The organism is Streptomyces chengmaiensis (assembly GCF_029846775.1).
In the GTDB taxonomy this organism is placed as follows: domain Bacteria; phylum Actinomycetota; class Actinomycetes; order Streptomycetales; family Streptomycetaceae; genus Streptomyces; species Streptomyces chengmaiensis.
Map to the genome: position 1 here is coordinate 23889 of NZ_JARWBG010000058.1, position 14860 is coordinate 38748.

Annotated in this window: 15 protein-coding genes; 9 read left to right on the forward strand and 6 right to left on the reverse strand. The window is 71.8% G+C overall.

What is annotated here, in order from left to right:
- Positions 1–66: 66 nt before the first annotated feature.
- The 3 genes from QCN29_RS31200 to QCN29_RS31210 all read right to left on the reverse strand — a co-directional run bounded on the left by QCN29_RS31200 (position 67) and on the right by QCN29_RS31210 (position 2654).
- Positions 67–876, reverse strand: coding sequence for a DUF5336 domain-containing protein (locus QCN29_RS31200; protein WP_240139519.1), 810 nt, complete (start codon positions 874–876; stop codon positions 67–69).
- A gap of 203 nt (positions 877–1079) precedes the next feature.
- Positions 1080–1910 carry an N-acetylmuramoyl-L-alanine amidase gene (locus tag QCN29_RS31205; RefSeq protein WP_398860336.1) on the reverse strand — a complete coding sequence of 277 codons (831 nt, stop codon included), beginning with the start codon at positions 1908–1910 and terminating at the stop codon, positions 1080–1082.
- Positions 1911–2015: 105 nt separating this feature from the next.
- Positions 2016–2654 carry a class I SAM-dependent methyltransferase gene (locus tag QCN29_RS31210; RefSeq protein WP_279932388.1) on the reverse strand — a complete coding sequence of 213 codons (639 nt, stop codon included), beginning with the start codon at positions 2652–2654 and terminating at the stop codon, positions 2016–2018.
- 181 nt (positions 2655–2835) lie between these two features.
- Between QCN29_RS31210 and QCN29_RS31215 the strand changes: the two genes are divergently transcribed.
- The 6 genes from QCN29_RS31215 (at position 2836) to QCN29_RS31240 (ending at position 8641) form a co-directional block, all read left to right on the forward strand.
- Positions 2836–3684: a helix-turn-helix domain-containing protein gene (locus tag QCN29_RS31215; protein ID WP_398860341.1), complete on the forward strand. Its 849-nt coding sequence runs from the start codon at positions 2836–2838 to the stop codon at positions 3682–3684.
- Entirely contained in the window at positions 3644–3925 is a 282-nt protein-coding gene (locus tag QCN29_RS31220) for a DUF397 domain-containing protein (RefSeq protein WP_240139522.1), read from the forward strand. The genes QCN29_RS31215 and QCN29_RS31220 overlap by 41 nt, the downstream gene beginning before the upstream one ends.
- A gap of 92 nt (positions 3926–4017) precedes the next feature.
- Positions 4018–5481, forward strand: a complete 1464-nt coding sequence (locus tag QCN29_RS31225; protein WP_240139523.1) for an MFS transporter — start codon at positions 4018–4020, stop codon at positions 5479–5481.
- A gap of 173 nt (positions 5482–5654) precedes the next feature.
- On the forward strand, positions 5655–6509 hold the full coding sequence (locus QCN29_RS31230) for a MaoC/PaaZ C-terminal domain-containing protein (RefSeq protein ID WP_279932391.1): 855 nt from the start codon (positions 5655–5657) through the stop codon (positions 6507–6509).
- Between the two features lie 30 nt (positions 6510–6539).
- Positions 6540–7616: a Zn-dependent alcohol dehydrogenase gene (locus QCN29_RS31235; protein ID WP_279932392.1), complete on the forward strand. Its 1077-nt coding sequence runs from the start codon at positions 6540–6542 to the stop codon at positions 7614–7616.
- 23 nt (positions 7617–7639) lie between these two features.
- On the forward strand, positions 7640–8641 hold the full coding sequence (locus QCN29_RS31240; RefSeq protein WP_279932393.1) for a 3-oxoacyl-ACP reductase: 1002 nt from the start codon (positions 7640–7642) through the stop codon (positions 8639–8641).
- A 235-nt stretch (positions 8642–8876) separates the two neighbouring features.
- Here the strand turns inward: QCN29_RS31240 and QCN29_RS31245 are convergent, their stop codons facing one another.
- The 3 genes from QCN29_RS31245 to iscB all read right to left on the reverse strand — a co-directional run bounded on the left by QCN29_RS31245 (position 8877) and on the right by iscB (position 11972).
- Positions 8877–9050, reverse strand: coding sequence for a hypothetical protein (locus tag QCN29_RS31245; RefSeq protein ID WP_240139527.1), 174 nt, complete (start codon positions 9048–9050; stop codon positions 8877–8879).
- A 142-nt stretch (positions 9051–9192) separates the two neighbouring features.
- Positions 9193–10563, reverse strand: a complete 1371-nt coding sequence (locus QCN29_RS31250) for a hypothetical protein (RefSeq protein WP_279932394.1) — start codon at positions 10561–10563, stop codon at positions 9193–9195.
- Positions 10564–10670: 107 nt separating this feature from the next.
- Positions 10671–11972 carry an RNA-guided endonuclease IscB gene (gene iscB / locus QCN29_RS31255; RefSeq protein WP_279932395.1) on the reverse strand — a complete coding sequence of 434 codons (1302 nt, stop codon included), beginning with the start codon at positions 11970–11972 and terminating at the stop codon, positions 10671–10673.
- A 731-nt stretch (positions 11973–12703) separates the two neighbouring features.
- On the opposite strand from iscB, the gene QCN29_RS31260 reads away from it, so the two are divergent.
- The 3 genes from QCN29_RS31260 to QCN29_RS31270 all read left to right on the forward strand — a co-directional run.
- Positions 12704–13552: a Nif3-like dinuclear metal center hexameric protein gene (locus QCN29_RS31260; protein ID WP_279932404.1), complete on the forward strand. Its 849-nt coding sequence runs from the start codon at positions 12704–12706 to the stop codon at positions 13550–13552.
- Complete coding sequence (locus tag QCN29_RS31265) at positions 13549–14292, forward strand: zinc ribbon domain-containing protein (protein WP_279932406.1); 744 nt, start codon at positions 13549–13551, stop codon at positions 14290–14292. Before QCN29_RS31260 ends, QCN29_RS31265 begins: the two co-directional genes overlap by 4 nt.
- The coding region (locus QCN29_RS31270; RefSeq protein ID WP_279932397.1) for a reverse transcriptase-like protein at positions 14292–14860 on the forward strand (569 nt) is incomplete at its 3' end. The genes QCN29_RS31265 and QCN29_RS31270, both read left to right, overlap by 1 nt.

Genomic DNA, 14860 nt, shown 5'->3' on the forward strand with positions numbered 1-14860 from the left:
CAACGGCCCCCCGCCCGGAAGGGCGAGGGGCCGTGAACGGTGTACGCCGGAGGCGGCGTCGCGGCGTCAGCCGCGCTGGATGCCCGTGGTGTCCTGCAGCACGCCGCGGCGGCCGTCCTGCGTCTGGGCCACCAGGCCGGGACCGCGCTGCTCCACCGCGAGATACCAGGTGCCGGGCGCCAGCTCGGCGATCGGCGTCGGGGAGCCGTCCTCGCCGTACAGCGGGCGGGCCACCGGAACCGCGAACCAGAACGGCGTGAAGTCCCCGCCGCCGCTCGTCTGCTGGGCCTGCGCCTGTGCGTCGGCGGCCTGCGGCTGCGCCCCGTACGGCTGCGGCTGACCGGGCTGCTGCGCCCCGTACGGCTGCTGGCCGCCCGGGTAGCCGTAGCCGCCGGGAGCGCCGCCCGGCTGGGCGCCGTACGGCTGCGGGGCGGCCGGACGCGGCGCGCCCATGAGCGGGGCCTTCAGAGCCGACACCAGCGGGGCGGCGATGACGCCTGCGGCGAGCACCAGTGCGGCGAGCAGCCCCACGATCGCACCCGCGCCGGCGTCCGGGTCCATGCCGATGACCGTCCAGAACGCCGTCCACGCGGCGAAGATGGAGAACGCGACCCCGAACTGGCCGAGGTCGATGCCCACGATCTTCCGCCCCGGCATGGCACGGCTCACCACGATCAGCGCTGCGCCGATGACGCCAGAGAGGAACATGCTCATCAAAAGGCCCAGATTGTCCCAGGCGTTGGGCAGGTCCACGCTGGGACACCCGCCGCTGCTGGGGCAGTCGAAGCTGGTGAACTCGAGGAACGAGGCGATGAACAGCAACACCGCTGCTCCGATCACCACGCCATCGCCTCGAGTGAGGGAGCGGATGTTCACGTATAAGTCCTTCGTCGGTCGTCTCATCGGGGCGGTCGTCGCTGCCGCCGGTGCAGGCGGATGCACGGCGCGGAGCTTCGGGGGTGCTCCCCATCGTAGAGGTGAATCTATCGTCTGCCCGAGCCGGTCGTCCGCCCGGTATCGCAGTGTGACAGGGAGTGTTACCTGAAGTCCGTCGTCCGATGACTCTTACCCGACGACTGTTACCCGGCGAGGAACGCGGTGATGCCGTTGGCCATTCCCTGAGCGGCCTTCTGCCGCCACTCCGGACTCTCCAGCAGCGCAAGGTCCTTGGCGTCCCGCATATTGCCGCATTCGATGAACACCTTGGGCACGGTCGACAGATTGAGACCGCCGAGATCGTCCCGCACATGCAGGCCCGTGCCGCCGCCGACATAGTTGGAGGGCTCGGTTCCGGTTGCCTGCCCGAACTCCTCGGCGATGTGCTCCCCCAGCTCACGGGACGGCCCCACGATCTTGCTCGTGTTCGCGCCGCCCTCCTTGACCAGGGCGGGGAGGATCAGGTGATACCCGCGGTTGCCGGAGGCCGACCCGTCGGCATGGACGGAGAGCACGGCGTCCGCCTCCGCCTCGTTGCCGATGCGCGCCCGCTCGTCGATGCAGGGGCCATAGGGCCGGTCGTCGTCCTGGGTGAGTTTCACCGTCGCCCCCTGCTTTTCCAGCAGATCACGCAGGCGGCGAGAAACGTCGAGGGTGAATTCGGCCTCCCGGTAGCCGTCATTGGAGGCCGTGCCCGTGGAATCGCAATCCTTGCTATTGGTGCCGATATCAACCTGTTCAGCAATTTCGCGCGGATGGTCGAAGTTTCCGGGATTGTGCCCCGGGTCGATGACCACGGTCTTTCCGGCGAGCGGCTGCGACGAGGACGGACTGGGGGCGGCGGAGGGCGCCGCCCCCTCGACGGTCGACCGGCCCGGCTGCGGCAGCGCCTCCTTGGTCCGGCCCTGCCCGTCGCCGACAGCCGTGCCGCCGCACCCCGCCAGCGCGGTCACGGCCAGCGCGGTCAGCGTCACGGCCAGGACGCGGGTCCGCCGGAGTACGGGGAGGGGCGGGCGCTGCTCGTACGGCCCGGGGCGTTCGCTCACGATGGGGATGCTAGCCCGGACATGCGCCGCAGCTCAGATGCCCGCGCCGGTGCGGCGCAGTACACGGAGCGATCCGGTGACGGAGACCTCCGTGAACGCACCGGACCCCAGCGCCCGCCGGTAGACGCGGTACGGGGCCTGGCCGCCGTCCGCCGGGTCCGGGAACACGTCGTGCACGACCAGCAGTCCGCCGTCCGCGAGATGCGGGGCCCACCCCTCGTAGTCGGCCGTCGCATGCTCGTCGGTGTGCCCGCCGTCGATGAAGACCAGCCCCAGCGGCTTCGCCCACACCCGCGCCACCTGCGGGGACCGCCCGACCACGGCGATGACGTGCTCCTCCAGACCCGCCCGGTGCAGCGTGCGGCGGAACGCCGGCAGCGTGTCCATCCGGCCGACCTCCGGATCCACGGTCTCCGGGTCGTGGTACTCCCACCCCGGCTGCTGCTCCTCGCTGCCGCGGTGGTGGTCGACGGTCACGGCGTCCGTGCCCGTTTCACGTGCGGCGTCCGCGAGCAGGATCGTGGACCGCCCGCAGTACGTCCCCACCTCCAGCAGCGGCAGCCCGAGCCCTCCCGCCTCGACGGCCGCCACGTACAGCGCCAGCCCCTCGTCCACGGGCATAAAGCCCTTCGCGGCCTCGAAGGCGGCGAGTATCTCCGGCTTGGGGGCCATGGGGTTCCTCCGGGGCGTACGGCGTGGGTGCTTACTGGGCGGTCACATCGTAGGCGTCCCTCACTCGGGTGGTCGTCGGGTGATTCATATCACCGGCATGTGCGAGCGCTCATACGGTCGACCGTGGACTGATCGCACGCCGTGCGGTGCGTACGGCGTTGGCTTGGGGGTGCTCGTCATGGTGGACAAGACTCGTCAGCTCGATCCCAGCGCATCTCCGCTGGCCTACTACGGCTCCGAACTCCGCCGGCTGCGGGAAGCGGCACAGCTCAGTCAGGAGAACCTCGGCGGCTGCGTCTTCTGCACCGGTTCGCAGATCGGCCACATCGAGTCAGGCCGGAGGATGCCGACGCGGGACTTCTCGGAACGACTGGACGCGGCGCTGGGTACGGACGGGACCTTCTCCCGGCTGGTGGGACTGGTGCTGCGCAACCAGCTGCCGACCTGGTTCCAGCCATACGCTGACATGGAGGCGCGGGCCACCTACATCGCCTCCTACCAGGCGCAGTTGGTGGATGGACTGCTCCAGACCGAGGAGTACGCCCGCGCGGTGCTGGCCAGCGGAATGCCTGACAGACTTGAGGAGTTGGTGGCAGCGCGGATGGAGCGCCAGCGGATCCTCGCGCGCGAGCAGCCCCCCATGCTCTGGGTCGTGCTGGACGAAGCGGCCCTGCACCGGCCGGTGGGCGGAGCCAAGGTGATGCGCGCTCAACTCGCGCACCTGCTGACGCTTTCCGGGCACCGGTGGATCAAGATCCAGGTGCTGCCCTTCGCGGCTGGTGAGCATGCGAGCCTGATCGGCTCCTTCAACATCCTGCGCTTTGAGCGCGATCCCGACCTCGTCTACACAGAGGATCTTGTCTCCGGGCATATGACGGCCAACCCTGACGATGTCAGGGAAGCCGCGCTTCGTTACGCTCACGTTCAGGCCGCTGCCCTCTCTGTAGAGGACTCGGCGGCACTGATCGCCCGCGTAATGGAGGAGCGCTATGGGAAGCATCCCGGACCTGACGGGCGCACGGTGGCGTAAATCGTCGTACAGCGCTGACACCGGCGGGGAGTGCGTCGAGTGCGCCCCGCTCGGCGCAGCCGCCTGGCGTAAGTCGTCGTACAGCGGCAACACCGGTGGACAGTGCGTCGAGGTCTCCCCCCAGCCCTGCCGTGTCGCCGTCCGCGACTCCAAGAACCCCGACGGACCCGCCTTCGCCGTCGCCCCGGCGGCGTTCACCGCGTTCGTCACTGCGGCGAAACGTTCCGCCCTCGGCGGCTGAGCCGAGGTCCTAGGACCCGCGACCGGCAGTGGATCCCCCGATGTAACGAGGTATTGATCAACTGGTGTACGGGGCACTCATCTACTGCGACCATGACAGGCATGGTCCAAGCCCCCTCAGAACTCCCCGCTGTCCGAAGCGCCGAATTCGACCGACGCCGCGCCGCCCCCTCGTGGGCGGTGCTGCTGACCGCCTGCGCAGGGCAGTTCCTCGTCGTCCTCGATGTGTCGGTGGTCAACACCGCCCTGCCGTCGATGCGGGCCGACCTCGGGCTGAGCGCCCTGGGGTTGCAGTGGGTGGTGAACGCGTACTCGATCGCCTTCGCCGGTTTTATGCTGCTCGGCGGCCGGGCCGGGGATCTGTACGGGCGGAAGCGGATGTTCCTGGTGGGGCTCGGGCTGTTCTCGGCCGCCTCGCTGGCGGGCGGGATGGCGCAGGAGGGCTGGCAGTTGCTCGCCGCCCGCGCCGCGCAGGGGCTGGGGGCGGCCGTGCTCGCCCCGTCCACACTCGCCCTGGTGACGTCCTGTGTGCCCGAAGGGCCCGCCCGCACACGGGCGATCGGCGTATGGTCCGCGGTCGGCGCGGCGGGCGGCGCGACCGGGGGGCTCGTCGGGGGAGTGCTCACCGACGCGCTGTCCTGGCGCTGGACGCTGCTGATCAACGTGCCCGTGGGCGCGGCCGTCGTGGTGCTGGGCGCGCTGTGGCTGTCGGAGACCCGCGCGGGCGGCGGCCGCCGCCTCGACCTTCCGGGCGCGGTGCTGGTCACGGCCGGTCTCGGCACCCTCGCCTACGGGATCGTGCAGACCGAGGCGTCGGGCTGGACGGCCCCGGGGACGCTGCTGCCGCTCCTCGGCGGGGCGGCGCTTCTCGCCGTCTTCATCGCCGTCGAGTCGCGGACCGAACGTCCGCTGATGCCGCTGAAGCTGTTCCGGGCGCGGTCCGTGTCCGCCGCGAACGTCGCGATGCTCATCCTGGGCTCCGCGTCCTTCGCCATGTGGTACTTCATGACGCTGTACGCGCAGAACGTGCTCGACTACAGCCCCACGCAGGCCGGTCTCGCGCTGATCCCGTCGTCCCTGGGCTTCCTCGCGGGGTCGCATCTCGCACCCCGGCTGATGGCCCTGGTCGGCGGCCGGAAGGCCGCCGTGACCGGTGCGCTGACCGCGGCCGCGGGCTACGCCTGGCAGTCCACGATGACCGCGGACGGCGGCTATGTCACCACCATCATGCTGCCCGGGCTGCTGATGATGTCCGGTGTGAGCCTCGCGGTCACCCCGCTCGCCACGCTCGCCACCTCGGGCGCGACGCCCGGCGAGGCGGGCCTGGTCTCCGGGGTGATCAACACGTCCCGCACGATGGGCGGGGCGCTGGGCCTCGCCGTGCTGTCGACCGTCGCCGCCTCCCGCACCGCGGGCGGCGCCAGTGCCGAGGCGCTGACCGACGGGTATGCGACGGCGTTCCGCACCGGTGTGGGCGTGCTGCTGGCGGCGGCCGTCCTGATGCTGCTCTGGCTGCCTCGACGGAGCCCCGAGGCGCAGTCGCACGGGACTATCTGACGTATAGTCAGGAGTCTTCACAAGTATCGGAGCCTGCGTTATACATGGGGGCGATCCGGCCCTAGAACGTGTTCTCATACGAGGTCCGGGCCGGTCCTCCGTACGACCTCGGTGCGGCCGACGGTGCGGACGGCCGTGCCGAGGTCTTCCACTCCTCGAGGAGCAGCAGCCCCATGCCCATTGACGCAGCCAGGGCCGTCGCCGCGGAACCCCGCAGCGCCGAGATCCGCTGGGACCACAAGGACGTCCAGCTCTACCACCTCGGCATCGGCGCGGGAGTCCCCGCCGCCGACCCCGACGAGCTGCGCTACACCCTCGAATCCCGGCTGCAGGTGCTGCCGAGCTTCGCCACCGTCGCGGGCGCGGGCATGGGCATGATGGGCGGCCTCGCCGCGCCCGGCATCGACGTCGACCTCGCGTCCGTCCTGCACGGCGGCCAGACCGTGCGGCTGCACCGGCCCATCCCCGTCAGCGGCCGGGCCGCCACGGCCGCCCGCGTCGCCGCCGTCTACGACAAGGGCAAGGCCGCCGTCATCGTGCTGCGCTCCGAGGCCGCAGACGACGACGGCCCGCTGTGGACGTGCGACTCGCAGATCTTCGTACGGGGAGAGGGCGGCTTCGGCGGCGAGCGCGGGCCTTCCCAGCGCGCCGAGCCGCCCGCCCGCGAGCCCGACCGGATCGAGGAGCGCCGCATCCGGGAGGACCAGGCGCTGCTGTACCGGCTGTCCGGCGACTGGAACCCGCTGCACGCCGACCCGGAGTTCGCCAAGCGCGCCGGATTCGACCGGCCCATCCTGCACGGGCTGTGCACTTACGGGATGACGCTCAAGGCGGTCGTCGACACGCTCCTCGACGGGGATGTGACGCGGGTGCGGTCCTATGCCACCCGCTTCGCCGGGGTCGTCTATCCCGGGGAGACCCTGCGCATCCGCATGTGGCGTGAGAACGGCTCGGTACGGGCCGCCGTCGCCGCGGCGGACCGGGACGACGCCCCGGTCCTCGCCGACACCGTCGTTGAACACTCCTGACCGGCTGATTCGCACGATTGGAGCCGCAGCATGCGCGCAGCCGTACTGCACGAGACAGGCCAGGACAAGCTCGACGTCCTCGACGACGTCGAAGCCGTGGGCTTCGGCCCCGGCAAGGTGAGGATCAGGGTCCGTGCCACCGGGCTGTGCCACTCCGACCTCTCCGCGATGAACGGCGTGCTGCCGCAGCCCGCGCCCTTCGTCCCCGGCCATGAGGGCGCGGGCGAGATCCTGGACGTCGGCGACGGCGTCACCGCCGTGGCTCCGGGGGACCGGGTGCTGCTGTGCTGGCTGCCCGCCTGCGGCGTCTGCCCCTCCTGCAAACGCGGCCAGACCCAGCTGTGCCTGGCGGGCTTCATGAACGCGGGCACCCCCAACTTCAAACGTCCTGCCGGGGACGTCTTCGGCTTCGCCGGGACCGGCGCCTTCGCCGAGGAGATCGTCGTAGACGCGGGCTGCGCCGTGCCGATCCCCGACGATGTGCCGTTCGACATCGCCGCGCTCATCGGCTGCGGGGTGACCACCGGTCTCGGCGCGGCGGTCAACACCGCGGATGTGGCGCCCGCTTCCTCGGTCGCCGTCATCGGCTGCGGGGGTGTGGGCATCTCCGCGGTCCAGGGCGCACGGCTGAAGGGCGCGGCGCAGATCGTCGCCGTCGACCCCGTCGCCTCCCGCCGCGAGGCGGCCCTCCGCTTCGGGGCGACCGAGGCCGTCGCGCCCGACGGGCTGGCCGACGCCAAGCAGCGGATCACCGCGGGCGAGGGCTTCGACTACGTCTTCGAGGTCGTCGGCAAGTCCGCCACCGCCCGCACCGCATACGAGACCACCCGGCGCGGCGGCACGCTGTGCATCGTCGGCGCGGGTGCCGCGGACGACGTCCTCCAACTCAATATGTTCGAGCTGTTCTTCGACGAGAAGCGGATTCTGCCCTCCATGTACGGGGGCGGGGATGTGCGCACCTCGTACGAGCGGGCCATTGCGCTCTGGCGGGCCGGCCGGATCGACCTGGAGGGGCTGATCACCCACCGGGTGCCGCTCGCCGGGATCAACGACGCTCTGGACCAGATGCGCACGGGCGCGGCCCTGCGCACCTGCGTCGAGCTGTGAGCCGTGAAGGGCGGGAGTGCAGCATGTCCTTGCCGCTCGAGGGGCTGAGCGCGATCGTCACGGGCGCGGGCCGCGGTCTCGGCCGCGCCGAGGCCCTGGAGCTGGCGCGGCTGGGCGCGGCCGTGGTCGTCAACGACTACGGCCGGCCCGGACGCGACGGTTCCGGCGAGGCGTCCGCCGCCCCGGCCGAGGCTGTCGCGGCCGAGATCCGCGCCGCGGGCGGCCGGGCCGTCCCGCATCTGGGCGATGTGGCCGACTACGACTCCGCACGCGATCTCGTCGAACTGGCCGTCTCCACCTACGGGAAACTGGACATCCTGGTCAACAACGCGGGCATATTGCGCGACCGGATGATCTTCGCGATGAGCGAGAGCGAGTGGGACTCGGTGATACGGGTCCATCTCAAGGGCCACTTCAACACCACCCACTTCGCCGCGGTGCACTGGCGCGAGCGCTTCAAGTCCGGTGAGGGGACCGGCCAGGGTGAGGGCCATGGCCCGGGTAAGGAGCGCGGCCAGGGTGAGGGCCGCGGTCCGGTCTACGGCCGGATCGTGAACACCTCCTCCGAGGCGTTCCTGGCGGGCTCGGCGAGCCAGCCCAACTACGCAGCGGCCAAGGGCGGCATCGTCGGGCTGACCACCTCCACCGCCCTGGCGCTGGCCAAGTACGGGGTCACCGCCAATGTGATCTGCCCGCGGGCCCGCACCCGCATGACCGAGGACGTCTTCGCGGGCTTCGCCGAACCGGAGGGCGGCGAGGTCGATCCGCTCGCGCCCGAGCATGTCGCTCCGCTGGTGGGCTATCTGGCGTCCCCCGCGGCGGCCCGGGTCAACGGGCAGTTGCTGGTGGTGCACGGCGGGATGGCGGCCGTCGTGGAACGGCCCAGGGTGGCGGCGAAGTTCGACGCGGAGAAGGAGGTGTTCACCTTCGAGGAACTGGATCGGACGGTGGGCGGATACTTCGCGGGGCGTCCGGCAGGGGAGACGTTCGCGGCGAGCGAGGTGCTGGGCCTCAAGCGGGGCTGATCCGACGGCCCGTCGGAGTTCGGCGGCCGGTCGGGGCGCGGCGGCTGGTTCGGAGTTCGGCGGCCGGTCGGGGCGCGGCGGCCGGTCGGGGCGCGGCGGCTGGTTCGGAGCCCGGCGGCCGGTCGGGGCGCGGTGGATGGTTCGGCAGGCTCGGCAGCCGGCGGGGCCCGATCGGGTGAAGGGGCCGCCGCGGCGGCCCCTTCACGGATTTCCTTCACGGGTTCCCGGCGGGCGGTCAGCTCGCCCGCTGTTCCGCCGATGTGCGGCGGTGGCGGCCCTGCGCCGGAGCCGAGGAGTCCTCCGACGTCGCCGCGATGCCGCGGTGTTTCCCGGAGCCGCCGGCGTCGGCCCGTTCCGCGGCCGCGGGCTGCGGACGCGTCTGGGTCGTGTCGGTTGAGGCTTCAGACATAGTGGGATGTCACCCCGTCGTGATCGCTGATTACGTGTCACGGAGCTTTGCACAGAACCGCATGACACCGCAGCACCGCGTCACCCCAGGTGTTACCGCAGGTGTACGGCCGGTGCGGCTGCGTAGCCCCCGGCCCGAGAGTCTAACCAGCGGTCGCGCGGGTGGTCAGCGGAGCCTGCTGCAGCGGCACGGGCCGGCACGCACCCCCGGGCGCCTCGGCTCCTGCGGCGGGCGCGGGCTGCGCGGACGCCGCCCGCGGCGCGGGCTGCGGCGGGTGCGCGGGGTGCGTCGGAGGCCGTTCCGCCGGGGCTCCGGCGGGCGCCGGAGGCGGGACGGGGCACGGCGCGGGACGGGGCTCGGTCGGCGTCATGGCCTGAGGCATGGCCTGAGGCATGGCCTGAGGCGGGGGCTGCGGAGTGGCCTGGGGCGCGGGCTGCGGCTCCGGCTGCGCCGCGTCCGTCTCGACGCGGGCCACGCCGCACGGTGCAGCCGGGGTCGCATACGGCAGCTGCACCACGCCGTCCCGGTTCACCAGCCCCGCTCCCGCCAGCCATCCCTGCGGGACGGGCAGCTGCCGCAGCCGCCGCTCCGCCGGCCGCCAGACGCCGAGGCCGCTGCCCGACGGGCCGTCGATCCGCAGCGCCACCGTGCAGTTCTCCGGCATCAGCATCTGCCCCGGCTGTACGGCGAAGGGGGTCAGCGCCGCGTCCGGCAGCCGCAGACAGTCGGGGAAGCGGGCCGGGCGGGTGCTGCCAAGCACCCCCCAGCACATGCGGTCCTGGCCGGGTCCCGGGGCGTTGGACCGGATCAGCAGCAGCCCGCTGTCGGGGTCGGCGAGCAGCAGCCGGTCGTCGCTCTCGTCGGTGATCTGCAGCAGCGGGGTCACCTCCCCGCCGCGCGCCAGATCCACCGCCACCGCCTTCACCGGGCCGCCGTCCAGCTGCCGGTCCAGGGCCAGCAGCCGCCCCGTACGGTCCAGCCACACCCCGCCCGTGCAGCGCCCCGGCACCTCGGCCACCCGCTCCGGGCCGAAGGACCCGCCGGCGACCAGCCAGATCACGGTGGAGCGCGCGCCGCCGGCGAGCGCATAGGCGCGCATCCCGTCCGGTGACGGCGGCAGCAGCGTCAGCTCCGCCGACTCGACCGCTCCCAGCGGGAGTTCGCCCGTTCCCGGCCCGGCCGGATAGAGCAGGGAGAAGGCGATGCGCGAGGCGACGCGCCGCCGGATCAGCACCCGGCCGTCGCTCAGCGGAAGCACCTCGGCGTCGCGCTCCTCGGGCTGGTCGAGCGGCAGCGGGACGGCGTACGGCTCGGGGCCGTCCAGCGTCCAACGCTCCGGGAACAGCGCGTCGCCCTGACCGGCGAGCCTCGCGGCGTAGGTGCCGTCCGCGCTGATGGTCAGCCCCGCGCGGACCGGATACCCCCCGCCCGGATACCCCGTACGAACCGAACCCCCCGTACACCCCGCCGCGCCGTGCTGCTCCGCGGCGGTGTCGATGGCACAGGCTGTCATCAGGTTTCCTCCAGGGATGCCCCCGGCTTCAGCCGGGGGAGGAACTGGAGCTCCTGCGGAGTAGGGCAGGAAGAGCCTATTCGCCGCCAGGGCGGATCGGCGTCCACCTACCGCGCTGCCGCAGTCGGCCCCTCGGGCTGAGTGGTGTAGGCGTATCCGTCGGCCCGCTGGAGCAGGCGGACGTGTTTGTGCCGTATTCCTTGGACGGTTCCGTGGGCGGTGGTGATGTTGAAGCTGCCGGTGGCGCGTACGGCGACTCGGCCTGTGTGGGTCCCGGCGTTCTTCCCGGTGGGGACGACCGCGCGGACGAGGTCGCCAGTGGCGAAGCCGAAGAACTGCTTCTTGCGGGGCATGCGCAGGCGGGGGAATCCGTGCTTGTCGGGCCTCGTGCGGGCATGTGTGCCGCGTCCCGCGCACCCGGCGACCAGCACGGTAGTGACGGTTTCGGTGATCGTGTCGAGTTTGCCGACGTTGAGGGCGTCGAGGGTGTGGGTCTTGGGCAGGCGGCACTTGGTGCGGTTCCACTTGGTGCGGCCCCCGCTCACGGTGTGGGTGGGGAGCATGCTGTCGAGTGCCCGCCACAGTGCCCACCTGGTCGAGTTGACCGCTGCCGCGTCCCGCAACGGGGCCTTTGCCCGCTTGAGGATGTCGGCTGCCCGCTTGGGGGCGAACTCTTCCACGGGGCGGTTCGACTTGGCCTCGTTGCACGGGATGCACGCCAGCACCAGGTTGGATACGCGGTCGCTACCGCCTCGTGAGCGGGGATGTACGTGGTCGATGTTGAGCGGCACCCCGGTGACCCCGCAGTACACGCACGCCCTGCCGAACTTCGCGAGGAGGTATTCGCGGATCTCCGTACCCGCCAAGGTGCCGTGCTGGTACTCGGCCCCCTCCAGCGGGCGGCCAGCAGAGATGGCGTGGGTGTCGAACGCGACCCGCTCCACATGCACGGCGCGGACGGGAGTCCACCTTGCGAGGCGTGCAGTCCACGACATCATGGTGGCCACCAGGTGATGCAGGGTGGGGGCGAGCCAGCCGTCCGGGCGGGTGCGGTTGAGGAACCTGGGGGCGCGGTAGCGCAGATTGCGGGCGCGGCGTCCGCGCCGGTAGGCCGAGCGCTGCTCCAGCTTCTTCCGTAAGGTCGCGCCCCGATGGTCGAGCTGCACCGCGAACCTGCCGCGTCGCTCCCCCGCGACGGCGGTGAACACGGCGATGCCGGTGTGCTTGGAGCCGGGGTCGATGCCCAGTTCTACCCCGTCCACCTCCGAGTCGGCGACGACGCGGTCCTTGAGACGGATGACAAACGGGGTGTGACGGTGAACAACAGCACGTCCCTTCTTCAGCAGCTTCCGCGCCCTGGCAGGCGTGGTGGGCTGCAACGGAATGCCGTGCTCGTCGAGCACGAACACGTACGGGTGGGACTCACGCCCCGTCTCCCGAACCGCAGGGTCCGGGGTGACGCCCCCGCCGCCAGGTGAAGCGGCGGGGATCTCACCTCGACCATGTACCGCGCCGGATGCCTCACGGCCTCCGAGCCCCGTTTCGTCCCTGCTCCGGGGGGTGTCTGCTGACTCGAATTCGAGAGCGAGCTGCTGGTGAAGCACAGCACGGTCGGTCTTCTGCCCTACGCGATACGTAGCCATCTCGGTCACCTCCTTGTTGGTGATGGCTCGGTCTGGTCACACCGGCTTACGCCCCTTACCAGGAGGCAAGCCCCAGGCCTTCAGGCCGGGGAGCGTGTAACCGAATCGTCACCTCCAGTACTGAAGCTAGTTTTCGCACTTCCAGCCGAACAATGCGAGCTGTGCGTCTTCACACATACGGGTGGCGGGGCGACGAATCGGTTGTGAGCTCCAACCCGCTGTGGAAGAAGCTGAAGGCGGTCAAGGCGGTCAAGGCGGTCAAGGCGGTCAAGGCGAGCCGGGCCAAGGACGTTCCGGACGAGACCTGGTACCGGGGCCTCGGCGTCACCGCGGCCGACCAGGGCCCGACGATCCGCGCGGCTTTCTGCTGCCGTAGCGCCGACCGCGGTGCCACGGCTCCGGCCGTCGCGCCGGGCCGCAGCCCCGTGCAACCCGCGCATGCCGCACGGGTCCGACCCATGGGCTTCGGGGTGCGGCAGGCAGGTAGCCTTGCCCCCGTGCCCCGTCTGTCTGAAGTGATCGCCGCGCTCGACGCCCTCTGGCCCCCTGAGCGGGCCGAGCAGTGGGACGCCGTCGGCACGGTCTGCGGTGACCCGGACGCCGAGGTCACCCGTGTGCTGTTCGCCGTCGACCCCGTCCAGGAGATCGCCGACGAGGCGGTGGAGCTGGGCGCGGAACTGCTCGTCACACACCATCCGCTCTATCTGCGCGGTACGACGACGGTCGCGGCCTCCCACTTCAAGGGCCGCGTCGTGCACACCCTCATCAAGCAGGACATCGCGCTGCACGTCGCGCACACCAACGCCGACACCGCCGACCCCGGAGTCTCCGACGCGCTCGCGGGCGCGCTGGACCTCAGGGTCGTACGCCCCCTGCTGCCCGACCCCTCGGACCCGGCCGGACGCCGCGGCCTCGGCAGGATCTGCGAGCTGGACCACCCGCTCACCCTGCGGGAGTTCGCGGCGCGCGCGGCCGAGCGGCTGCCCGCCGTCGCGCAGGGCGTCCGCACGGCGGGCGACCCGGAGGCGACCGTCCGCACCGTCGCGGTCAGCGGCGGCTCGGGCGACAGCCTCTTCGACGTCGTACGGGCCGCGGGCGTGGACGCCTTCCTCACCGCAGACCTGCGCCACCACCCGGCCTCCGAGGCCGTACAGCACTCCCTGCCGGACTCACCGCTGGGGCTGGTCGACGCAGCGCACTGGGCGACCGAGCAGCCCTGGTGCGAGCAGGCCGCCGCCCAACTCGACGAGATCTCCGACCGCCACGGCTGGGACCTGCGCGTCCACGTCTCGAAGACGGTCACCGACCCCTGGTCAACCCACCATCCTTCTGGAGCCCCCAACTGAACGCCGCGCCCGCCGACCAGATCCGACTCCTCGACGTCCAAGCCCTGGACGTGCGCCTGTCGCAGCTCGCGCACAAGCGCAAGTCCCTGCCCGAGCACGCCGAGATCGAGTCGCTGACCAAGGACCTCAACCAGCTGCGCGACCTGCTGGTGGCCGCGCAGACGGAGGAGAGCGACTGCGCCCGCGAGCAGACGAAGGCGGAGCAGGACGTCGACCAGGTGCGCCAGCGCGCCGTGCGCGACCAGCAGCGCCTGGACTCCGGCGCGGTCTCCTCGCCCAAGGACCTGGAGAGCCTCCAGCACGAGATCGTCTCCCTGGCCAAGCGTCAGGGCGACCTGGAGGACGTGGTCCTGGAGGTGATGGAGCGCCGGGAAGCCGCGCAGGAGCGGGTCGCCGAACTGACCGAACGCGTCTCCTCCGTCCAGGCCAAGGCCGACGACGCGAACGGCCGACGCGACGCCGCCCAGCAGGAGATCGACGGCGAGATCGCATCCGTCACCAAGGAGCGCGAGGTCGTCGCGGCGTCCGTCCCGGCGGACCTGCTCGCCCTGTACGAGAAGCTCCGCGTCCAGCAGGGCGGCATCGGCGCGGCCCGGCTCTACCAGCGCCGCTGCGAAGGCTGCCGCCTGGAGCTGAACATCACCGAGCTGAACGAGGTGCGCGCCGCGGCTCCCGACGCCGTCGTACGGTGCGAGAACTGCCGCCGCATCCTGGTGCGCACCTCGGAGTCCGGCCTCTGATGGCTGCCGCGCGGATTTCCGAGCTGATCGTCGAGGCGGACGGCGGCTCGCGGGGGAACCCGGGCCCGGCCGGTTACGGCGCGGTCGTCCGGGACGCGGCGACGGGCGAGACGCTCGCCGAGCGCGCGGAGTACATCGGCGTCGCCACGAACAACGTCGCGGAGTACAAGGGCCTGATCGCCGGACTGACCGCCGCCCGGGAACTGGCCGCCGACGCCACCGTGCGCGTCCGCATGGACTCCAAGCTCGTCGTCGAGCAGATGTCGGGCCGCTGGAAGATCAAGCACCCGGACATGAAGCCGCTGGCGGCCGAGGCGGCGCGGATCCTCCCCGCGTCCCAGGTGACATACGAGTGGATCCCCCGCGAGAAGAACAAGCACGCGGACCGGCTCGCCAACGAGGCGATGGACGCGGGCAAGCGCGGCAGGCAGTGGGAGCCGTCCCGCTCCACGGCCGCCCTGCGGGACACCGACGCCGCCCGCGTGGTCGGCGACGCGGCGGCGGGCGCGGCCAGAGCGCGTGCGGCGCTGGCGGGCGCGGCTGCGGGGGAGCGCGGCGAGGCCGGCGG